The sequence below is a fragment of the Gillisia mitskevichiae genome (assembly GCF_003634585.1).
In the GTDB taxonomy this organism is placed as follows: Bacteria; Bacteroidota; Bacteroidia; order Flavobacteriales; family Flavobacteriaceae; genus Gillisia; species Gillisia mitskevichiae.
Genome location: NZ_RBLG01000001.1, coordinates 1060245 through 1082015, shown reverse-complemented (window position 1 = coordinate 1082015; position 21771 = coordinate 1060245). Strand labels below are relative to the sequence as shown.

The window sequence follows — 21771 nt, the reverse complement described above, 5'->3', positions numbered from 1 at the left end:
ACGATTTGAAAAGAACAATATTCTGTACTTATTCTGTACTGGATAGAAACAAGAAAGGCTCCACATTTCTGTGAAGCCTTGTCTTTCCTAGTAGCGGGAACTGGACTCGAACCAGTGACCTTCGGGTTATGAGCCCGACGAGCTACCTACTGCTCTATCCCGCGATATATCGTAATTTCAAAATGTCAATTTTATCGATCTTTCAGCATTTTCATCATCCTCATTGCTGCGCTATCGGATGGCAAATATACAACGGTTTTCTACTTATACAAAGGTTTTTTAAAAAAATATTCAGCAATTTTATTCATTGCATTTAACCAGTTATTAAGCACTAAGATCATAGTACTTTTTCCCTTACCAAGTATTTGATTTTCACTGTATTCTGAAAATACCTACCAACACCAAAGCAGATAAATAATTGAAACTATTATATTCATCCTCCCAAAAATTTAAAATATCTTGAAAGATTTGTTCTGAAATAAATGAGTTAGGAATGATTTTACTGAAAAAAATGGGACGGATGAATTATTAACGGATCTTTCTTAGAATATAATTGAGAATAAGCTGAAAACTCTTATTCAGATATCCATTGTATTGCCTGCATCCTATCTTTAATTTCGAAAGGTCGAATGTCAGTATGAACGATAAGATGATTAATATTCATAGCTGCTCTTAGCCAAGTAAGATCTGTAACTATAGCGAACTTATTAATATTGGAAGAATTCTCGTACTTGAACTTTAATTCATCTATTAAACATAAAAAGGCAACATCATGTCCTTTAGCTATCTCACAGAAAATATTTATTTTTCCGAATTCGGAAATTCGTTCTAAAATAATTTCATGAATATCTTCCAGGTTGCCCTCTTCAATATCTTTATCTATTATAAGCCCTACTACATGATTAGAAAGTTCGAAAGTGGAAATCATATTTAGTAGATGCCTGAATTATTACTATTGGTTATAAATTTAACAATTTAAGTACAATAAAACAGATAATTTATTATAATAATTATTGTTCTATTCCATTAGCCTCAAAACTTTGCAGTTCGTTATTCTCAAAAGCAACCCGAATCTCGATTGGATTACAACATACCTCACAATCTTCAATATAAGTTTGCCTAGATACCGAAGTATCTAAAAGCATCGTAATGCCTTCCCAACAATATGGACATTGAAATTCGTGCTCTAACATCTAGTAATTTCTATTTGTGTAATTCTAAAATTCCAAATTTAACAGCTGTCCGGTTAATTGTAACACCTGAAGTTCTGCAAATTTAGCATCATATTTAGCTAAGTTCTTATTTGTCTTGGCATTAAGCAAATTAATTTGTGCCTGACGGAATTCTATGGAAGATATCTGTCCAAGCTTGAATTGCTCTTGAGATCTATTAAAATTGTCCTCGTTAGTTAAAACGTTCTTTTCTTGTACTTCATAAATATACCTCTTGTTTTGATAATTTCCCCAAGAGTTAGCTATATCTCTTTGTACTTCTAAAATCAATTGCTCTTTTAAATACTGTTGATTCTCTAACCTGATCTCAGCATTCTTAACATTGGTAATCGTACTCCCACCATCAAACAAATTCCAACTTAAATTTAAACCTGCAGAATATCCTTTTGTAGTACTTGTTTGTACAAACGAAGTAGAGGGTAAATCGCTATTGTTCCATCCATAAGACCCGCTAAGACCTAAACTAGGAAGATATCCCGATTTACTAACCTTAATATCGTAATCTGATATTAATAAGTTACTTTCTGCCTGTAATAAACTTACATTATTAAGATTAGAAGTTTTTATAAATTCTTCCAATTCAATTTCAGACAAAAAATTAATGCTTGTGTCTATCGCAATAGATTGAAGTTCCTTTCTAGGTTCATTTAATATTACAAGCAGATCTCTTTTAGTGTTTTCTAATTGTTGCTTGGTATTTAACAATGCTATACTATCATTATTTACATCTACTTCCGCATTTAAAATCCCCAGTCTTGAGGTTTGCCCATAATCAAATTGGTATTGAGCTCTTGTAATTCGCTGTTTAGAGATATCTAAAGTTTCATTTAATACACTCACGTTTTCTGTAAGTCGAGCTACCTCAAAATAAACACTTAATAATTGCAGAATTGTGTTCTCAATAGTTTCCCTTGCTTCTAGTTCGGTTAATTTATATTGCTCTTTTAACTGCTTGTAGTTGTAAAGCCTACCTAAGCCATCAAATAAGGTATAGTTTAAATTAAGTGAAGCATTATAACGTTTAGTTTCAGCACCTTTCAAATTTTGAGAGTCCCCATCCTGACGTTGTGCTTCAATATTTTCTATATTATAATTAGTTCCTGCATTTGCAGTTAAACTTGGTAGGTATCCAGAATTTAAAAGGCTCTGATTATTATTAGCAATATCAATTAAATTTCGAGAGCGCTTAATACCATAATTGTTTTCCAAAGTTTTAGTGATCGCCTCATCCTTAGTTATCACTGTGGTTTGTCCAAAACTTTTTCCGCAGAAAAAGATCAAAAAAAGTATTAGAGTATTATTGATGTATTTCATGAACTTCTTTTTCTTTTTGTTCTTTAATAGCTCTTTCCACCTGTTCGTTATCAACCTTTTTCCCTGTGGCTAACCAAATACTTCCCACCTTAATATTATTACTTATAGAAAGGAATAAGGGTAATAATAGCAATGTTAGTACGGTTGCAATTGCAATTCCATAAGCAATAGAAATCGCCATAGGTTTTAGAAATTGTGCTTGCCTACTCTTTTCGAAAATTAATGGAGCCAATCCTGCGATAGTTGTAATTGAAGTTAAGAATATTGCCCGAAATCTGGAACGTCCAGCTTCATAAAGCGCCTTTTCAAACTTCATTCCTTCCACCAAAAAGCTATTAAACTTCCCAATAAAAACCAATCCGTCATTCACCATGATCCCAATGAGCGCTATAATTCCAAGTGCTGAAAGTACATTTATTGGAAATCCGTGTATCCAATGTCCCCATGCAATTCCAATAACACTAAAAGGGATCATAAGCATTAATAGGAAAGGCTGACTATAACTTCTGAAAGTAAATGCGATAGTTGCATAAATAAGAAATAATACAATTGGCAAAACTTTCTTTGCAGAACTAGTAAGTTTATCGGCTTCCCGGTTTTGTCCTTCGTAAGAAACAGATAAAGATGGGTATTGTGCTAGAAGATCCGGCATTATATTATCTTGAATATCCTGAAGAATGTCTGTAGCAGACCCGTTAGGATCTTCCATATCGGCGCTTACCCGAATTTCTCTTTTCCCATCTAAATGGCTAATAGACTCGGTTCCCCGAACAATTTGATAAGTTGCTATTTCCCTAAATGGAACTCGGTTGCCAGAAGGAGTGATCAATCTATAATCGTCTAATTGAGTAATAGAAGATCTTGCTTCCAGATCATAGCGCACCCAAACTCTAATTTCGTCTTGCCCTCGCTGGAAACGTTGTGCTTGCGCCCCAAAGAATGCATTTCTAATTTGCCTCATCACATTATTAAGGTCAAGGCCTAAAGCATATGCATTATTCTTTAGTTTGATATCTATTTCTTTAATTCCTTTAGGGTCGCTATCTGTAACATCTTTGAGTAAAGAATTATTTTCGAAAATAGTTTTAAGTTCTTCTTTTGCAGCTTCCAGTTCAGAAATATTATTTCCAAGTAAGGATACTGAAACCGGACTTCCTCCAAAATTTCCTCCAGAGCCAAAAGTGAGGCTTTCTACACCAAATACAGGCCCTACTTCTTCTCGTATAGAGTTAGTTATTTCTGGAGAGCCAAAATCTCGCTCTTCCCCAGGCAAAAGATTAACTTGAAGTGATGCTTTATTATTCCCAGGCCCAACCTGTTTAATAATATTTTCTACCACCTGCTTATCTCCTGTTTGTTTCTCTGTATATTCCTTATTTACTCTCCATGCCGCAGCTTCTACCATACTAATTATGGAATCTGTCTTTGCAGGATTGGTTCCTTCGGCCATTAATAGATCTATAGAAACTCTGTCGCTGGCAATACTAGGAAATAAGGTAACTCGTATCCATCCTCCTCCAATGGCGCCAATTGTGAGAATTAGAAAAACCAATAAAATAGAAAAACTTAATACCTGCTGATTTAAAACAAATTTTAAAACTGGACTATAGATCTTATCTCTTAAATAAGACATTATTTTATCACCAGTCCTGTTAAAACCTCTTAGCTTATCAAAAACTTTGGCAATGCCTTTTTTCTTCTCGGCGCCAACTTCAGAATCTCTTCTTAAGGCCTTGGAATGTGCAATATGCGCAGGTAAGATTATTAATGCCTCCACTAAAGAAACAGTAAGTGTAAGTATAACGACTGTAGAAACTTCTCCGAAAAATTCTCCGATCCTACTGTCTAGAAATAAGAAGGTTCCAAAAGCCAGGATCGTAGTTATAATTGCTGAAATGATTGGCGGCACTACTTCCATCGTTCCATCTATAGCAGCTTTCACGGGAGATTTTCCCATTTCGTAATGCTGATAGATATTTTCTGAAATTACAATCCCATCATCCACTAGAATCCCGATCACAATGATCATCCCGAACAGAGAAAGAACATTTATTGTTACTCCAAATTGTTGAGCAAAAATGAACATTCCTAAGAATGCTACCGGCAATCCAAATGCCACCCAAAAAGCCAGTCTGGTATTTAAGAAAAAGGATAAAAAGAAGAGCACTAATAAAATCCCAATAAAACCATTTTCCAACAGCAGCATTGTTCGTTGATTCAGAGTGATTGAAGAATCACTTACTACATCCAACCTAACATTGGTATTCTTCTCATTAAAATCTTGTACATATTCCCGAACCTTCTCTGCGGTAGATACAAGATCCTCGCTATTCGTATTGCTAATTTGAATGTTTACGGAATTGTTACCATTAAAAAAGGAAGCGTTCGGTGTTTCTGAAAAACGATCCCTGATCTCTGCGATATCGCCCAAACGAACAGTTTGTCCGGAGGTAGTAGCTCTTACAACCAGATCATTTAACGCATCACCATAATAAGAACGGTTATTTGCTCTTATTAGATAATCTTCTGATACTGTTTTTATAGTTCCTCCGGTAGAAAGGATATTCGCATTTGCAACTGCTGCCGCAACTTCTTGGAAAGTAAGATCGTATGCCAAAAGATCTTCTTGGCTTACGGCTATTTCAATTTCTTCATCAGGGTATCCAGATAGGCTAATTTGAGAAATACCATCTATTGCCCTCAGGTCATTTTCAATTTGCTGACTTATTTCTTTTAACGTGGCAAGTGGAATATTTTCTCCACTCACAGAAAAACTAATAGTAGGTCTAATTTCTTCCCTTTTTGCCACCACCAGTGGCTCCATTCCTGTTGGGAAATTAGGTACCCTATCTACCGCATTTTTAACTTCAGATAAAAGAACATCTATATTTTCGCCCTTTTCAATTTCTACTGTAATAGAACCACCACTTTCGCGAGCTGTAGAGGTTACTCGATCTATACCAACGAGCCCTTTTAAATTATCTTCGATCTTGAGAATGATTCCTTCTTCTATCTCCTCGGGGGAAGAACCCGGATAAGCCACGTTTATAGTAATGATCTTAGAATCCACCAATGGAAAAAAGGAAGATTTCATATTAAAAACACCAATCAATCCAAAAATGACAAATGCGAAGATCACAACATTCACTGCAACCTCATACTTTATAAAATAACTAATTATCTTTCTCACAATTAGTTGGTTTTGGCTAGACTAGAATTATCACTTATTTCCACAGGCATCCCTACAAATGCACCAGGCACTGGAGCCGAGATCAATTTTGTGCCATTTTCTAAGCCGGTGATCACCACAGATTCCGACGAAAAATGAACAGCATCTATTTCTGCCAATTGTAGCGTATTATTTTCTTCAACTATATAAACTTTGTTCTGATCTACTAATAAGTTCCTAGGTATAGATAAAGCATTTTCTATATTTCTAGCCTCCAATCTAGCTTCCAAATACATTCCCTCTTTCACCTTGGCATCCTTAATCTTAATAAAGACTTGTACTGTTTGAGAATTTGCATCTATCTTACTATTTACTCTGCTTACTTCCCCTTGAAACTGCTGAGTTCCTTCAAGATTTTTGAGAGCAACTTGTTCTCCTACTTTCAATAGATCACTAAAAGATTTTCTTACAGCAACTTCCAGTTCGTACTCTGAAGGATCTATAAATTCTCCTAGTTTCTGGCCAGGTCTCACCAAAGAACCTTCTGTAACAAGTGCTTCTGTAAGCACTCCGTTATATGGAGCTACGATATTGAATTTGTTTAATCTGGTTTCTTGATTCTTGATATTATAATATCCAGAAACGATACCTCGCCCTGAGATAAAATAATTTTCCTGATCTGAAGAAGATTTTGGGAGCGGAGCTAAGCTTTTATTAACGTCGAAATTATTTAAATAAGTTTCCCATTTTGGATAGACATCTGGGTAATCTAAGCGAAGGTCTGGCATTACAGCCGCGATCTTATTATATAATTCACTTTTAGAAGCCCGCACAATAGCGGCATATTCTGCTGCATCTATACGCAATAAAACTTGACCTCTAGCGTATTCCTGTCCTGGTCTAAAAGGTTTGGAGCTACTTCTAAAAATACCTTCTACTTCAGAAAAAAGAGTGTTTTTTTGTAAAGCAGTAACAGTACCATTTGCAGGAATCACAATGGGAACCGTCCCATTATCTACCGTTTGCACATAAACTGTTTTTACTACTTTTTTGGCAGGAGGCCTTTCTTTTGTATTACTTTCAATAATTGCTTTAGCTACAAATATGGCACCTATAACAAGTACTACTCCCAAGATGGAAAGAATTATTTTACGCATTATTAACTTTTAATTATACTTTAGACTAGTAAAAGTATAAAGCGTTTAATCAATAATGCGTTTTATTATCTTAAAAAGCTTAAGATATGATCTCCAACTCCTCTTGCAACTGTTCCCAAGATTTCATTAGAGATTCTAATTCCTTTTTATTTTTCTTATAATTCTCTAAAAAGTGAGGTTTCGCCATGGCCTTATTATAATCTGTAGCCATCTCATGATCCTTCGTTTTTATTTCTTTTTCCAACTTATTGATCTTCGCTTCGGTATTGCTTAATTTATTCTGAAGAGATTTAAATTTTTTCTGATCGTTATAAGATTGCTTGGAATTGGTATTAGTAGATACTTCTTTTTGAACCTTATCCTTTTTTTCGATAGCACGCATGTTTTCTACATTACGCTGATCTAGATAAAAATCTATATCTCCTAAATATTCCCTGATTTTCTTATCCTTGAATTCATATACAGAATGCGTTAAATTCTGAAGGAAATCTCTATCGTGAGAAACAATAATTAGGGTCCCTTCGAAACTCTTAAGAGCTTCTTTTAACACATTTTTAGATTTAATGTCTAAGTGATTGGTAGGCTCATCCATAATAAGCACATTGAAGGGTTGAAGCAATAACTTACATAAAGCTAATCTGTTTCTTTCTCCTCCAGATAATACTTTCACCTTCTTGCTAACCTCGTCTCCTCTAAAAAGGAAAGATCCTAACATATCCCTCACTTTACTCCTGGTAGACTCTGTAGCAGCATCTATCATCGTATCCAGCACCGTTTTCTCACCATCCAACTCGTCTGCCTGATTCTGTGCGAAATATCCTAACTGAACATTATGACCTAATTTTAACTTCCCGGTATGACCAATTTCACCTACTATTACTTTAGCCAATGTGGTTTTACCTTGTCCGTTTTGACCAACAAAAGCGATCTTACTGCTTCTTTCTATTAGCAGGTCTATATCTTCCAATATTTGAACTGGTCCATAAGCTTTACCAATTCCTTCTGTTTCTACTACAATTTTCCCCGGCTGTAAAGAGATTGGAAAACGCAAATTCATCACAGCATTATCATCTTCATCTACTTCAATTCGATCTACCTTATCTAACTTCTTAATTAAGGATTGTGCCATAGAAGCCTTGGAAGCTTTAGCTCGAAATTTCTCGATCAATTTTTCGGTTTGCTCAATTTGTTTTGCCTGGTTTTTCTGAGAAGCTAATTGCTGCTCTCTTAACTCCCCACGCAAAACCAAATATTCAGAGTAAGCCTTTTTATAATCGTAGATCTTTCCTAAGGAAATTTCGATAGTTCTATTTGTTACATTATCCAGGAACATCTTATCGTGAGAAACAATGATCACACAACCTGGGTAATTGTTTAAGAAAGATTCCAACCAGATAATAGATTCTATATCTAAGTGGTTGGTAGGCTCATCCAAGAGCAAAATATCGTTACTTTGAAGCAAAAGCTTAGCTAATTCAATTCGCATTCTCCAACCACCAGAAAAGGTATCGGTAAGTTTGTCGAATTTATCACGCTCAAAACCAAGTCCAATAAGCACTTTTTCGGTCTCTCCTTGATAGTTATACCCTCCAATAATTTCATATTGATGAGTGATTTCACTAAGATCTTGTATTATTTGAGTGTATTCATCACTTTCGTAATCGGTTCTGGTAGCCAATTGCTCATTGATAAAATCGATCTGCTTTTCCATCGCTTTGATCTCTACAAAGGCTTGTTGCGCCTCCTCGATCACAGTTCTTCCTTGAATAAAATCAATATCTTGTTTCAAGAAACCAATTTTAAGCGCCTTGTCTTTAGCTATTTGGCCTGTATCTGCCTCTTGTTCTCCCGAAAGGATTTTGAGCATTGTAGACTTTCCCGCACCGTTCTTACCAATTAATCCAACACGATCTCCCGCGCCAAGTCTAAAGGTAATTTCATCAAACAAACTCTCGCCTCCGAATGAAATAGATAAATTATGAATGTTAAGCATTATTTTACTCTAAATTTTTTGCAAAGATGCCTATATTTGCATTACTAAAAAAATAGAAATGCAAATCTTAAAGGGCTCAAAATCATATAGTATACTCACAGGGACTTGTCCGGTGTGTCAGAAGGAAAGCATGTACATGGATCCCAACCCTTATAAGCTGCAAAATATTTTAGATATGCATGAGAAATGTTCTCATTGCGGAACAAAATATAAGATAGAACCCTCATTTTTCTTTGGAGCCATGTATGTAAGCTATGCTTTAGGAGTCGCAGTATCTGTAGCTGCTTTTATAATTGCATATGTATTTCTTGGTGGCGGACTTATGACCACTTTTATTGCAATTACTGTTAGTTTAATTGTATTGATGCCAATAATACTTAGACTTTCTAGAAATATTTGGATAAATATGTTCTTAAGCTATGATAAATCGGCTTGATATAATTTTTTAAATCTCTCAATATCTATTTCTTCGGAAAGAATTTCGGCATCCTCAATATGGGCTATCAATTGAGAAGCTACTGTAGGCCCAATTAAAACACCACGACTTCCGAAGCCATTGCAACAATATAAACTCTCATGCACAGGATGTTTTCCCACTAGTGGCTTTCTATCGTTTGTAGCAGGACGAATTCCGGCAATTTGATCTACTACTTCAAAATCACAATTCAAGAATCCGTTTAATTTTTCTAACAAATAGTTCTTTCCATCTTGGGTAGGCTCTTTTGTTTTATCCCAGTTATTATAAGTAGCTCCAACTTTATAAAGATCTTCCCCAAGCGGAATAATAAATACCGAAGATTTAACTGCTACTTCCAACTTTAAATCTTCAGCTTTAATAATTAGATATTCTCCCTTATTTCCATTTAAAGGCAAGTAATTAAAATATGGATTGTTCTTTAATCCGAAACCATCACAAAAAATGATCTTTCTTGCTTTCCAATTTTTATAAATACAGTGATCTCCATTAATTTCTAATTTCTGAAAATCAAAAGTGTCTTCTTGAAATGAATCTATTTCTATTAAATAAGCTCGATATTTCTCTAGTAAAAGTTCAGTATTTACAACTCCAGTTTCATTTACATGCCCAAAAGAATAGGATGAAGGAATATGTGGATTTATAGAAGCCACTAATTTCTCATCTAGAAATCTACTCAAATAAGGTTTATCCATTGCAGAGAACCAATTATTTTGTTCTTCAATAGAATGGAATCTTCTATAAATTGATAGGGATTGAATTAGACTTATATCTAATTTTTTCTCTAGGGAATTATAAAAAGTAAGTGCAGTATCTAGTTGTTCGTTGGCATTCCAAGCCAATGTAAAACGTTTTAAAATAACAGGATTGTAAATACCACCTGCTACTGTAGAAGAAGCCTGAGATTTATCATCGAACACCAAGATCTTTTTATCTCTAGCAAGTAAACTTTCAGCAACCGCAATACCGCTTAAACCGGCTCCCACAATAATATAATCCAACATATCTTAAAATTAAAAAACGCCCCGGAAATTCCGGGGCGCCTATTATATTAAATAATGAAACCTTAGTAATTCCACATATCTTGTTCGAAGTTTCGAATTTGTTCTTTGATCCTTTCAGATTCTAAAAGCTGCATAAATGCATTCTCCGCTATGTACTCATCTACTTCACGATCTCCTTGCACATTATCTTCTTTGTAGATCACAGCACTAAACCTTCTTGAATTTAGCAAATGGTCGAAGGTGATAGATTGTGCAGTATTGCTGCCGTTAAACGCATTATTATCAAATAAAACTTCACGAGCATCCGGGAACCAAATCCAAAATAATTCAACTAGATCTGGAACTTCATCATCTATGAAGTTAACATCTGGAGCCACTGGAGCAATTCCAAGTATCCTGTATTTTAATTCTGCCATACGCTTATCAAAATACCACATTCCACGAATATGATATTCTGCAATATCTGCAGAAGTAATATCTCTTCTATCAATAAATTGCTGATCTATTTCTTCACCAGCATTATACTGCTCAACTCCAAGATCTGTAGTATCAATTTTAGATATTGCAGCACTAATATCGCTTAATGTTCTTTTTTCATTGAAGTAAGAATCTGCATAGATATTCTTGATCTTTCCAGATTTTATACCCGTCATAAGAACATCATATAACGATCTTCTATTAGAACCAATGTTGTTGGTATCTATAGGGTAATACATCGGAAAATTCACTCTTTCATCTAGATCTATGATCTCCCAAGTATTTTTAGACCATAGGACATCTCGATCATCTACAAAACCATAAGGCAATGGTTTACTTTCTTTCTTCACAGCTTTCTCCGCCTCAGATAACTTTCCAATTTGGTCTGGAGAGGTCGCGTTTAGCATATTAGCTTGACCCATTACCGATCCGGTAATAAGCAATCCAAATACACCAATCAAAATCTGATTCCACTTCATTATAATGAATTTATTAGTTTGTTAACTCCACAAATACGGGAGATACTTTCTTAAGTTTATATCCGCTATTAGTAGCTAATTGAGCTTCAATATCGAATATTTGAACTGTTTCACCTCTTCCTGCACGTCTTAATGCCGCTTTAGAAGATGCATCTAATCTACCTCCATTAACTTTAATGGTAGGCTGTCCAGAAACTTTAAAACTGAATCCTGTTACTCTTAAACCTAACTCAAAATCGAAATCTGGCAATATAGCACCAACTTCAGAGATCTCTAAACTGTTACGTTGCATTTTCACAGCACCATCTTCACCACGAATGGTTCCAACAGGTCTAGGAATATCTTTTACTCTAAAAGATTTTCTATCTGAAACAGTTTCTCCACCAGGTAATTTACCACTAACGCTAATAGTCACTTCTCTTGCTTGAAGAGTTGTAACATCCATAGTGTATTTTCCTGCACCACCAGCTGGTCTTAAGCCTGGAGCATTTGCCGTTACACTTCCAACACCAGGAATAGAGATAGTCATCGGGTTTTGAACCCCACGATATACAACATTCATTTTATCTGCAGAAATTACAGCAGAATTAGGCTTTGGAATAACAGCATAAGAACTAGTAATTGGAATTCTAACTATAGAATCTCCTTCTTTAAATTGTATTTCTCCTTTAATCTCTTGCTCTCCAACGTTTCCTGCAGGGAAATCAAGAACTACTTGTCCTGCTTGAGAACTTTCCACTTTCTTTCCATTAACAACTACATTGTCAAATTTAAGTGTGTTATCCACTCTTCCTAAAACTACTTTTCCTTTAAAGTTCTCTCCACTAAAAAAAGCTGTTTTAGAAGGAACAACGATAGCTTCATAATTAGTTAATGAAACTTCACTTTGCAGTTGACCAGATAACATTGCAGAAAGAATTTCACTTTCTGTAGATTTAATGTCTGCTTGTGTTTGAGTTAATTGAGTTATTGAAGCTACTAAAGGAAAACCTTCGTAACGGTATTTTAACCACTCTACATTTGCACCATCTACCTTAACAGTTCCAGTTGAAAATTCTGTTTGAACATTCTGAACTATCTTTTCAAAACCTTTTTCGTCACCAATAATAGAGACAACTCCATTTTTGTAACCATCCATCTTATCTAAGAATTCTTGCCCTTTAGGACTAACTCTTCCACTTTGAAAAAATAATTCATCCAGTTTATTGGATTTATCCATTTCCTCATATTCAGTTTTATCATCTACATCAGATAACAGTTCTGATTTTAAAGTTTCTAAATAAGAATTAAAATCTTCAGACAAAACGTGTATTTTATCTGCTTTTTCTTTTAGAGGAGCATACTTTGCAGGCTGCTCCCCAACTTTTTCATCTAATCCCGCTAAGAACGCATTGTTTCTTTGTGCAGTGGTTGTATTAGATTCAGCTAATTTTTCATTCATTAATCCAAAAGCGGTAAGTACCTCTTTAGACATATTTAAAGCCAACATTGCAATGAAAACCAAGTACATTAGGTTAATCATCTTCTGTCTTGGTGATTGTTTTCCAGACGCCATGTATAATTAGTTTAGTTTTTTATTAGATCTTCTAGTCATTACAACTAATTAATTATGCTCGAACATTCACATTCATTGCGGTAAGCATACCACCATAAACTCCATTTAATGAAGATAGGTTATCTGCCATAGAACTCATTTGGTCCTTCAATTTAACTGCATTACTTGCAACTTCTTCATTCACCTCTGCCTGTCTAGCAGCAGATTCTACTTGAACTTTATATAAATTATTCAAAGTTTCCATCTGCGCAGCAGCAACTCCTAATTCTTCAGAATATTTTCTTTGTGAGACCATAGAATCTACAGTTGGAGCAATTCCTTTTGCAGCACCTTCAAAATTACGAATACTAGTTCCTAGACTTTCCATTAGGTTAGCATCTATCTTAGCTTCTTTCAACATCACATCTAATTTCTTAGAAAGAGATGCTTCCGTTTCTTTATCATCTTCAATTAAAGCATTATGTCTTGCAGCAGCTGGACCACCATTTAATTCTGGATATACTAATGCCCAATCAAGATCATCATCTACAGGTTCAAAAGCAGAATAAGCAAATACTAAAGCTTCAGTAACTAAACCAGCAATTAAAAATTCATTTCCAAAAGGCCAGTGCATAATTTTAAATAATGCACCTAAAATTACAACGGATGCACCTAAACCGTACACCATATTTGTTACCTTCTTAACAGTTCTTGAATTTGCCATGATATTGAATGATTATTTATTGTTGGTTATTATTAATTTGGGTTCTTGTTAACTATTTTAATTTTTTGGAGCTTGGTTTAAAGTAACATCTGTTCCTAGATAATCTTGAACTGTTCTAAAACCAATATAACTTCTCGCTGTGTCTGAATATTCATAATCTCTTGTACTTACTTGTAGAAAATAAGCAACATCTTTCCAAGATCCACCTCTAACAACCTTGCGCATATCATTTTCATCATTTACGGTAGGGTTCATAGAAGACATATATTCATATGCAGCTGGATCGTATGAAGAATTTACCCATTCTGCAACGTTTCCTGCCATATTATATAAGTTATAATCGTTTGGCTCGTAAGATTTTGCCTCTACAGTATACAATGCCTGATCTGCCGCATAATCTCCTCTTAAAGGTTTGAAGTTTGCCATAAAACAACCTCTGTCATTTTTAGCATAAGGTCCACCCCAAGGGAAGGTTGCAGATTGCAAACCACCTCTTGCAGCATATTCCCATTCTGCTTCTGTAGGTAATCTATAAAAAGGAACATCATGATCCCCTTTAGATTTTCTATATGAATTATGGTATAATGTTCTCCATTGGCTAAAAGCTTTAGCTTGTTTCCAGCTAACACCAACTACAGGATAATCATCAAATGCAGTATGCCAGTAATAGTCATTATGCATAGGTTCATTATACGAATAATTAAAATCTTTAATCCAAACGGTTGTGTCTGGATAAACATTCACTTCTTCGGTAACAATAAAATCGTTTCTCTTTTGAGTTTTTGATCTTGCCGCTTTTTGAATATCCATCCAACGGTATTTGAATTTCAATTTTTTAACATCTATAGTCCTTTGTCCGTTATAAGATTCTTCCAATGGAATGTACATAGAATCCATTACACGAGCATAAGCCTCATCAGGATAATCTCTAGTATCCCAGATGATATCTATATCTTTATTTAATTTTCTACCCTGATAATCTTCAGAAAATTGAGTGTAGTTATCATACATGTATTTTTCATATACAGACATGTCTTCCTCGTTTGAATCAAGGAATGCATATTCTCCAATTCCATCTCCACCTTCAGTAGCACCTTCAAAATCTGCTTCAATAGCAAGATTCATTCTAACTATAGAATCTCTCACCCAATTGGTAAACATTCTATACTCAGAATTAGTGATTTCAGTTTCATCCATATAAAAAGAACGAACCGTAACTGTTTTGGTTGGCGCATTTTTCGCATCGGCGATATCATCATCTGCCTTACCCATAATAAATGCACCACCTGGTATTAACGTCATTCCAAAAGGTTTCTCAGGATTCCATCTCTTACCTTGTGCACCTACAAGTTGCCCACGATCACCACTGTTACAGCTCGCAAGCATTGTAATTACAGCAATAAGCGAAAATAATTTCTTCATAATATCTCTCTGGTTATGACATATTTGATTTAGGTAGTAAACCTATCCAAATAAATTTTAAAAAACAATACTTTTTGCAAAAATACAGTATTATATGAATATGCTTACAGAATTTTATACTTCGTTCTTCCTTTTGGTCTTATACCATCTCTCCGGAATAACTTGGTTGCAAGCCTCTAAGTAATCCTCATGGTTGCAAGGTAATAACGTGTGCCTTTTCAATTTAGTATTAGAATTGGAAATAAAAGGTATTTCTATCCACCATCTTCCAGTTCTAGGGCTTTTAAAAAACACTAATACCTCATCTTCTATTGGCACTTGGTATTTGGTAAAATCTTTTTTAGCCGACAAGGTATTTTCATTAGATCTATAATTCACACCTTCTATAAAATACCAGATCATTTGGGCTATTAACATGTTTCCTGTTTCAGAATAGCTAGAAGTATACTCATATATCCCAAATGATGAAACTTTATCACTAATACCGGCATAACGTGCTAAGGCACAAATTTCCTTTCCATCAAATCCATTAGGGGAATTATTTGGAGAACTGTTTATAGAAGAAGCATTTACCGCATTAAGATCTATACCCACTAAGTTAGCATCTCTCATTACAGGTTCCACTATCTTTATATTATGGGTAACTTCACCTAACCTAAATGCATCAAAAAACAAACGCTCCATTAAACCTATTTCCTCCTGAGAATTATAATATGTTTGATAGCCTACATTAGAATAATTGAACAGGTTATAGGGTTTATTTACCACTATCTTACCTATATAAGATTTACTGCTTATAGGCTTTTCTGCATCTCCAAGATCAAATCTAGAATCTACATTTACCAAGTTCACCATTTGTTCTACAAAATCGTATGCCCTATATTGTGCATAAATAAGATCCTGACTACCTCCCAATATTACTGGAATAATATTTTTCTTTAGCAGTTCTTTTACTAAAGACTGTAAAGCAAAATAAGTGTCTTCCACAGTTTCTCCTTTTTCTATAGAACCAAGATCTGCAATATTTAAATCCCAATTTCCAGGAAAAAGGCTGTAAAAAGATCTTCTTATTTTATTGAAATTAAGAAACTCATCTTCATAACCTTCTGCTAATCTATTTTCATTTACTGAAACTATTGCAATTTGCACATTTTTAAGATCAGGAATTCCTGAAGCTAAAGTGTGAACAAACAACTGACTTCCTAAATTATGTGATTCTGCTGAAACAATTTCTTCAAATAATTGCTGGTCTACGGGTCTTAAAAATTCAAAATCCATCAATTACTTCTTTTTTGGAGCTGGTTTCTTTTTCGCTGCAGTTTTCTTAGCTGGAGCCTTTTTCTTAGTTGCAGCTTTCTTCTTAACTGGTTTCTTCTTAGTATTCTTTCCTATTATTTCCTGCACCTCCGCTAAAGTTAATTTAGTTGCATCTACAGTTTTAGGTAATTCAATCTTGGTCTTTCCTTTTATAATATTAGAACGACCCCATCTTGCCTTTTCTACACGAATTCCTTCGTCTTCCCAATTATGTAATACCTTATCTATTTCTTTTTGGATCTTATCTTTTATAAGCTCTTCTATATTAGCATCGGTTAAATTATCGAAATCGTATTTCTTATTTACATTAATGAATATATTATTCCACTTTAAGAAGGGACCAAATCTCCCAACTCCTTTTTGCACTGGCAGCTTATTATAAAAATAGATAGGAGCATCTGCCTTTTCTTTTGCTTCAATAAGTTCCAATGCGCGTTCCATATTCACACTCATAGGATCTTCACCCTTTTCTAAGGAAACAAATTTGCCTGCATATTTAACGTAAGGTCCAAATCTTCCATTGTTAACCTCAACAGGTTCTCCTTCCCATTCCCCAATTTCTTTAGGTAATTTAAAAAGATCCATTGCCTCTTCATATGTAATAGAACCTAAGGATTGATCTGGCGTTAATCCCGCAAATCTTGGTTTCTCCTCATCTTCTACAGATCCAATTTGCACCATTGGCCCAAATTTACCTAAACGAACACTTACAGGTTTTCCAGTCTCCGGGTCTTTACCAAGAATACGCTCTCCAACTTCTCTTTCTGCATTTTCGGCAACATCTAAAACTTGAGGGTGAAATTCAGAATAAAAATCTCTCAACATTTTTGTCCATTCCTCATTTCCTTCAGCAATATCATCAAAACTCTGCTCTACTTTTGCTGTGAAATTATAATCTAAAATATTCGCAAAATGCATCACTAAAAAGTCATTCACTACCTGTCCAACAGCTGTAGGAACTAGTTTTCCTTTATCACTGCCAATATTTTCAGTTAATTCCTGTTCGCTATACTTATCATTTTTCAAGCTTAACTGTGCATATTTTCGCTCTACCCCATCTACAGAACCCTTTTCTACATAATTACGGTTCTGTATAGTAGAAATGGTTGGCGCATAAGTAGAAGGTCTCCCAATACCCAATTCCTCTAATTTCTTAACTAAAGAAGCTTCGGTATATCTATAAGGAGGTCTTGTAAATCTCTCTGTTGCGGTAATATAATTATTGTCTAACTTTTCGCTAACTCTTAAAGCGGGAAGCATTCCTTCTTGTTCCTCATCTTCATCATCACTTCCTTCCAAGTATACTTTCAAGAAACCTTCAAATTTCAAGACTTCTCCATTTGCAGTGAAATGCTTATCATGCTTATCTGCTTCCACTTTAACATTCGTGCGCTCCAATTGCGCATCACTCATTTGTGAGGCAATAGCTCTTTTCCAAATTAACTCATACAAACGCTCTTGGTCACGATCTGCATTCACTGTATGATTTTCAAAGTTTGTTGGCCTGATCGCTTCGTGAGCTTCTTGTGCTCCTTTAGATTTTCCTTTGAATTGTCTTGTTTTGCTGAATTTCTCCCCGTATGCTTTCAGAATTTCATCTTTTGCTCCTTTTCGAGCATCATCAGATAAATTCACAGAATCTGTTCTCATATAAGTAATATGACCCGCTTCGTATAAACGTTGCGCCATGGTCATAGTCTTACTTACTGAAAAATACAACTTTCTTGAGGCCTCTTGCTGAAGCGTAGAAGTTGTAAATGGAGGTGCTGGAGATTTCTTAGCCGGTTTAGTGGAAAGATCTGCTACCTTAAAATTAGCTTGCTTATTCTCTAATAAGAATTTTTCTGCTTCTTCCTTAGTATCAAAATTACGAGGTAATTTCGCTTTAAAGGTTTTCCCTTCTTCTGTAGTAAATTCTGCATCTACTCTATAAGAAGCCTCAGCATTAAAATCTTGGATCTCGCGCTCTCTTTCTACTATCAGACGCACAGAAACAGATTGCACTCTTCCTGCAGAAAGGCCTCCTTTCACTTTTCTCCACAAAACTGGAGAAAGCTCATATCCTACCAATCTATCTAATACTCTTCTTGCTTGTTGAGCATTTACAAGATCGTAATTAATATCACGAGGATTTTCAATTGCTTTTAAGATCGCTGTTTTGGTGATCTCATGAAATACAATTCTTTTGGTTCTATTTTTATCTAGTTTAAGCTCTTCTGCCAAATGCCATGCAATTGCTTCTCCCTCTCGGTCTTCATCACTCGCTAACCAAACCATTTCAGCATTTTTTGCCTGCTTCTTTAGTTTACTTACTACATCTTTCTTATCCTTAGATACTATATATTTAGGTTTAAAATCCCCTTCCGTATCCACACCTAATTCTTTGGTAGGTAAATCTGCAATGTGCCCGAAACTGGACATTACAGTAAAATCTTTCCCTAAAAATTTTTCTATGGTTTTGGCTTTGGCCGGAGACTCTACAATCACTAAATTCTTTGCCATGTTTGTCTTTTTTCTAGCTGCAAAAGTAGAGGAATTTTTAAATATGTTATCAATATCCTGAAAATTCCGCCATACAAGGGGAATTAATGTCTATAATTTTTCCTGCTGTCACTTTGTCATAATCACAGTAAAACCTATCTTTGCAAGCTAAATTACCTATTGGATACGATTGACATATGGAGAAGATCATAGATGAAAAATTACAGGGGAACACCCTAGTTATAGAGCCAAAAGCCGAAAACAAGAGGAAGTTATTCATTGAGAGCTATGGCTGCGCAATGAATTTTAGCGATAGTGAGATCGTAGCCTCCATACTTGAAAAAGAAGGCTTTAATACTACCCAAAATTTAGAAGACGCAGACCTTGTTTTAGTAAATACCTGCTCTATTAGAGATAAAGCAGAACAAACTGTTAGAAAGCGTTTACAAAAATACAATGCTGTAAAGAGAATAAACCCAAAAATGAAGGTTGGGGTACTAGGCTGTATGGCCGAGCGTTTAAAAAGCAAATTTTTAGAAGAAGAAAAGATCGTAGATCTTGTTGTAGGGCCAGATGCTTATAAAGATCTTCCTAATCTTATAAATGAGGTAGAAGAAGGAAGAAATGCAGTAAATGTTCTTCTCTCTAAAGATGAAACTTATGGCGACATTTCTCCTTTAAGGTTGCAAAGCAATGGAGTTTCTGCCTTGGTCTCTATTACTAGAGGCTGTGATAATATGTGTACTTTTTGTGTGGTTCCTTTTACAAGAGGTCGGGAAAGAAGTCGGGATCCACAGAGTATTATGGAAGAAGTTAATGATCTGGCAAGTAAAGGTTTTAAAGAGATCACTCTCCTTGGGCAGAATGTAGATAGTTACTTATGGTATGGCGGCGGGCTTAAAAAGGATTTTAAAAATGCTTCTGAAATAGAAAAAGCAACTGCAACTAATTTTGCGACTTTACTTAAAATTGTTGCTGAAGCACATCCAAAATTACGCATTCGTTTTTCTACTTCTAATCCGCAGGACATGACGATGGATGTGGTAGACATGATGGTAAAATATCCAAATATTTGCAAACACATTCACTTACCTGTACAAAGCGGAAGTAATGCAGTATTGGAAAGAATGAACAGGCTGCATACAAGAGAAGAATATTTTACACTTATAGATAACATAAGAAAGAGAATTCCAGATTGTACTATTTCTCAAGATATGATCGCAGGATTTTGTGGCGAAACAGAAGAAGATCATCAAGACACATTATCTCTAATGGAATATGTGAAATATGATTTTGGGTATATGTACTCATATTCTGAAAGACCTGGAACCTTAGGTGCTAAGAAATTTGAAGATGATGTTCCTGAAGATATAAAACAACGAAGACTTGCAGAAATCGTAAAACTTCAACGAGGACATTCACTTCTTAGAACACAAAGTTTTATTGGTAAAACAGTTGAAGTACTTATAGAAAGAGAGTCAAAAAAATCTGACCAGCAATGGAGTGGTAGAACAACTTACAATGCAGTTGCCGTTTTTGATAAAGAAAACTATAAGATTGGAGAATTCGTTAATGTTGAGATAACCGATTGTACAAGTGGGACTTTATTAGGAAAACCGGTTGGATACAGCATCCATAATTAATTATACGCCAATAAAAAATTTATATAAATTTAAAGTTGCAACCTGGCATAAGCCAATAAGCAATAGGTAAGAAATATATGGAATCAGTTCAAGCAATAAAACAGCGATTTGAGATCATAGGGAACGATCCGGTATTAAATCGTGCAGTAGAAAAAGCGATTCAAGTAGCACCTACAGATATTTCTGTGTTGGTTACAGGAGAAAGTGGAGTTGGAAAAGAAAGTATTCCAAAAATCATTCACTCCCTATCTCATAGAAAGCATGGGAAATATATTGCCGTAAACTGCGGAGCAATTCCAGAAGGCACAATAGACAGTGAATTATTTGGTCACGAAAAAGGGGCTTTCACAGGAGCTACCTCAACCCGAAATGGTTATTTTGAAGTTGCCGATGGCGGAACTATCTTTCTAGATGAAGTTGGAGAACTTCCATTAACAACCCAGGTTAGATTATTAAGGGTTTTAGAGAATGGTGAGTTTATAAAAGTTGGATCTTCCAATGTTCAAAAAACAAATGTTAGAATAGTAGCTGCCACAAACCTAAATATGTTCGATGCTATTAAAAAAGAAAAGTTCCGGGAAGATCTTTATTATAGATTAAGTACGGTAGAAATTAACCTTCCACCTTTAAGAGATAGAAAAGACGACATCCATTTATTATTTAGAAAGTTTGCTGCAGATTTCGCTATTAAATATAAGATGCCTACCATTAGGCTAGAAGATGATGCAGTAGAATTGCTTCAGAAATATCAATGGGGAGGAAATATTCGTCAATTACGCAATGTAGCCGAGCAAATTTCGGTTTTAGAACAAGAGAGAAGTATTAATGGCGCTAAGATTAAAAGCTATCTTCCTAATATAGGTAGTAATTTACCCGCTGTTATTGCTGAAAAAAAGAAAGAGAGCGATTTTAGCAATGAGAGAGAGATCTTATATAAAGTGCTTTTTGATATGAAAAGCGATTTAAATGATCTTAAGAAACTTACCATGAAATTGATGGAAAGTGGAAACCTTAAAGATGTTAAAGATGAACATGAGGGACTTATCCAAAAGATTTATGGGGAAAATGAGGATGAGCAAGACATAGAAGATCAAGAAGAGGAAGAAAGAAGTATTTTACAAATACCTCAAAATTCTTCTCAAGAAAAAGAAGATAAATATTATTTTGCTGAAGAAATAGAAGAGGAAGAAACCCTTTCTTTACAAGATAAAGAATTAGAGCTAATAAAAAAATCTTTGGAAAGACATAGCGGAAAACGAAAAAGCGCTGCTGAAGAGTTGGGAATAAGCGAACGAACTTTATATAGAAAAATTAAGCAATACGATCTTTAGGTCTTAATACGGTAGATTT

Annotated in this window: 16 protein-coding genes and 1 tRNA gene; 3 read left to right on the top strand and 14 right to left on the bottom strand. The window is 34.9% G+C overall.

Annotated features, from left to right (window positions below; all coding sequences use genetic code 11):
• Nucleotides 1-91 precede the first annotated feature (91 nt).
• The 7 genes from BC962_RS04845 to BC962_RS04815 form a co-directional block, all read right to left on the bottom strand.
• Nucleotides 92-164 (bottom strand) — tRNA-Met (locus BC962_RS04845).
• Nucleotides 165-574: 410 nt separating this feature from the next.
• Entirely contained in the window at nucleotides 575-928 is a 354-nt protein-coding gene (locus tag BC962_RS04840) for a SpoIIAA family protein (RefSeq protein ID WP_121344748.1), read from the bottom strand.
• Between the two features lie 82 nt (nucleotides 929-1010).
• Nucleotides 1011-1193, bottom strand: coding sequence for a CPXCG motif-containing cysteine-rich protein (locus BC962_RS04835; RefSeq protein ID WP_121344747.1), 183 nt, complete (start codon nucleotides 1191-1193; stop codon nucleotides 1011-1013).
• Between the two features lie 24 nt (nucleotides 1194-1217).
• Nucleotides 1218-2546, bottom strand: coding sequence for a TolC family protein (locus tag BC962_RS04830; protein ID WP_121344746.1), 1329 nt, complete (start codon nucleotides 2544-2546; stop codon nucleotides 1218-1220).
• On the bottom strand, nucleotides 2530-5736 hold the full coding sequence (locus tag BC962_RS04825) for an efflux RND transporter permease subunit (protein ID WP_121344745.1): 3207 nt from the start codon (nucleotides 5734-5736) through the stop codon (nucleotides 2530-2532). Before BC962_RS04825 ends, BC962_RS04830 begins: the two co-directional genes overlap by 17 nt.
• A 2-nt stretch (nucleotides 5737-5738) precedes the next feature.
• Nucleotides 5739-6872 carry an efflux RND transporter periplasmic adaptor subunit gene (locus tag BC962_RS04820; protein WP_121344744.1) on the bottom strand — a complete coding sequence of 378 codons (1134 nt, stop codon included), beginning with the start codon at nucleotides 6870-6872 and terminating at the stop codon, nucleotides 5739-5741.
• A gap of 79 nt (nucleotides 6873-6951) precedes the next feature.
• Nucleotides 6952-8865 (bottom strand): ABC-F family ATP-binding cassette domain-containing protein, encoded by a 1914-nt coding sequence (locus tag BC962_RS04815; RefSeq protein ID WP_121344743.1) that lies wholly within the window; start codon nucleotides 8863-8865, stop codon nucleotides 6952-6954.
• Nucleotides 8866-8923: 58 nt separating this feature from the next.
• Here BC962_RS04815 and BC962_RS04810 point away from each other — a divergent pair, with 58 nt between their 5' ends.
• Nucleotides 8924-9301: a DUF983 domain-containing protein gene (locus tag BC962_RS04810; RefSeq protein WP_121344742.1), complete on the top strand. Its 378-nt coding sequence runs from the start codon at nucleotides 8924-8926 to the stop codon at nucleotides 9299-9301.
• Here the strand turns inward: BC962_RS04810 and BC962_RS04805 are convergent.
• From BC962_RS04805 to topA, 7 genes are all read right to left on the bottom strand, one after another.
• Complete coding sequence (locus BC962_RS04805; RefSeq protein WP_121344741.1) at nucleotides 9283-10344, bottom strand: NAD(P)/FAD-dependent oxidoreductase; 1062 nt, start codon at nucleotides 10342-10344, stop codon at nucleotides 9283-9285. The two genes, BC962_RS04810 and BC962_RS04805, sit on opposite strands and share 19 nt — an antisense overlap.
• A 62-nt stretch (nucleotides 10345-10406) precedes the next feature.
• A complete protein-coding gene (gene porN / locus BC962_RS04800; RefSeq protein ID WP_121344740.1) occupies nucleotides 10407-11300 on the bottom strand; it encodes a type IX secretion system ring subunit PorN/GldN in 894 nt (297 codons plus the stop codon).
• A 13-nt stretch (nucleotides 11301-11313) separates the two neighbouring features.
• Entirely contained in the window at nucleotides 11314-12855 is a 1542-nt protein-coding gene (porM, locus tag BC962_RS04795; RefSeq protein ID WP_121344739.1) for a type IX secretion system motor protein PorM/GldM, read from the bottom strand.
• A 52-nt stretch (nucleotides 12856-12907) separates the two neighbouring features.
• Nucleotides 12908-13558, bottom strand: coding sequence for a type IX secretion system motor protein PorL/GldL (gene porL / locus BC962_RS04790; RefSeq protein ID WP_121344738.1), 651 nt, complete (start codon nucleotides 13556-13558; stop codon nucleotides 12908-12910).
• Between the two features lie 57 nt (nucleotides 13559-13615).
• Entirely contained in the window at nucleotides 13616-14980 is a 1365-nt protein-coding gene (porK, locus tag BC962_RS04785) for a T9SS ring complex lipoprotein PorK/GldK (RefSeq protein WP_121344737.1), read from the bottom strand.
• Nucleotides 14981-15094: 114 nt separating this feature from the next.
• Nucleotides 15095-16258 (bottom strand): formimidoylglutamase, encoded by a 1164-nt coding sequence (locus BC962_RS04780; protein WP_121344736.1) that lies wholly within the window; start codon nucleotides 16256-16258, stop codon nucleotides 15095-15097.
• Between the two features lie 3 nt (nucleotides 16259-16261).
• Nucleotides 16262-18799 carry a type I DNA topoisomerase gene (gene topA, locus BC962_RS04775; protein WP_121344735.1) on the bottom strand — a complete coding sequence of 846 codons (2538 nt, stop codon included), beginning with the start codon at nucleotides 18797-18799 and terminating at the stop codon, nucleotides 16262-16264.
• A gap of 176 nt (nucleotides 18800-18975) precedes the next feature.
• Here topA and miaB point away from each other — a divergent pair, with 176 nt between their 5' ends.
• Together miaB and BC962_RS04765 are read left to right on the top strand one after the other, a co-directional pair.
• Nucleotides 18976-20421 carry a tRNA (N6-isopentenyl adenosine(37)-C2)-methylthiotransferase MiaB gene (gene miaB / locus BC962_RS04770; RefSeq protein ID WP_121344734.1) on the top strand — a complete coding sequence of 482 codons (1446 nt, stop codon included), beginning with the start codon at nucleotides 18976-18978 and terminating at the stop codon, nucleotides 20419-20421.
• A gap of 77 nt (nucleotides 20422-20498) precedes the next feature.
• Nucleotides 20499-21752 (top strand): sigma 54-interacting transcriptional regulator, encoded by a 1254-nt coding sequence (locus BC962_RS04765; protein WP_121344733.1) that lies wholly within the window; start codon nucleotides 20499-20501, stop codon nucleotides 21750-21752.
• Nucleotides 21753-21771 lie beyond the last annotated feature (19 nt).

Bases quoted from the DNA above. Each gene is read 5' to 3' on its own strand.
- BC962_RS04840 (WP_121344748.1), bottom strand. From the start codon at position 928: ATGATTTCCACTTTCGAACTTTCTAATCATGTAGTAGGGCTTATAATA.
- BC962_RS04835 (WP_121344747.1), bottom strand. From the start codon at position 1,193: ATGTTAGAGCACGAATTTCAATGTCCATATTGTTGGGAAGGCATTACG.
- BC962_RS04830 (WP_121344746.1), bottom strand. From the start codon at position 2,546: ATGAAATACATCAATAATACTCTAATACTTTTTTTGATCTTTTTCTGC.
- BC962_RS04820 (WP_121344744.1), bottom strand. From the start codon at position 6,872: ATGCGTAAAATAATTCTTTCCATCTTGGGAGTAGTACTTGTTATAGGT.
- BC962_RS04815 (WP_121344743.1), bottom strand. From the start codon at position 8,865: ATGCTTAACATTCATAATTTATCTATTTCATTCGGAGGCGAGAGTTTG.
- BC962_RS04810 (WP_121344742.1), top strand. From the start codon at position 8,924: ATGCAAATCTTAAAGGGCTCAAAATCATATAGTATACTCACAGGGACT.
- BC962_RS04805 (WP_121344741.1), bottom strand. From the start codon at position 10,344: ATGTTGGATTATATTATTGTGGGAGCCGGTTTAAGCGGTATTGCGGTT.
- porN (WP_121344740.1), bottom strand. From the start codon at position 11,300: ATGAAGTGGAATCAGATTTTGATTGGTGTATTTGGATTGCTTATTACC.
- porM (WP_121344739.1), bottom strand. From the start codon at position 12,855: ATGGCGTCTGGAAAACAATCACCAAGACAGAAGATGATTAACCTAATG.
- porL (WP_121344738.1), bottom strand. From the start codon at position 13,558: ATGGCAAATTCAAGAACTGTTAAGAAGGTAACAAATATGGTGTACGGT.
- porK (WP_121344737.1), bottom strand. From the start codon at position 14,980: ATGAAGAAATTATTTTCGCTTATTGCTGTAATTACAATGCTTGCGAGC.
- BC962_RS04780 (WP_121344736.1), bottom strand. From the start codon at position 16,258: ATGGATTTTGAATTTTTAAGACCCGTAGACCAGCAATTATTTGAAGAA.
- topA (WP_121344735.1), bottom strand. From the start codon at position 18,799: ATGGCAAAGAATTTAGTGATTGTAGAGTCTCCGGCCAAAGCCAAAACC.
- miaB (WP_121344734.1), top strand. From the start codon at position 18,976: ATGGAGAAGATCATAGATGAAAAATTACAGGGGAACACCCTAGTTATA.
- BC962_RS04765 (WP_121344733.1), top strand. From the start codon at position 20,499: ATGGAATCAGTTCAAGCAATAAAACAGCGATTTGAGATCATAGGGAAC.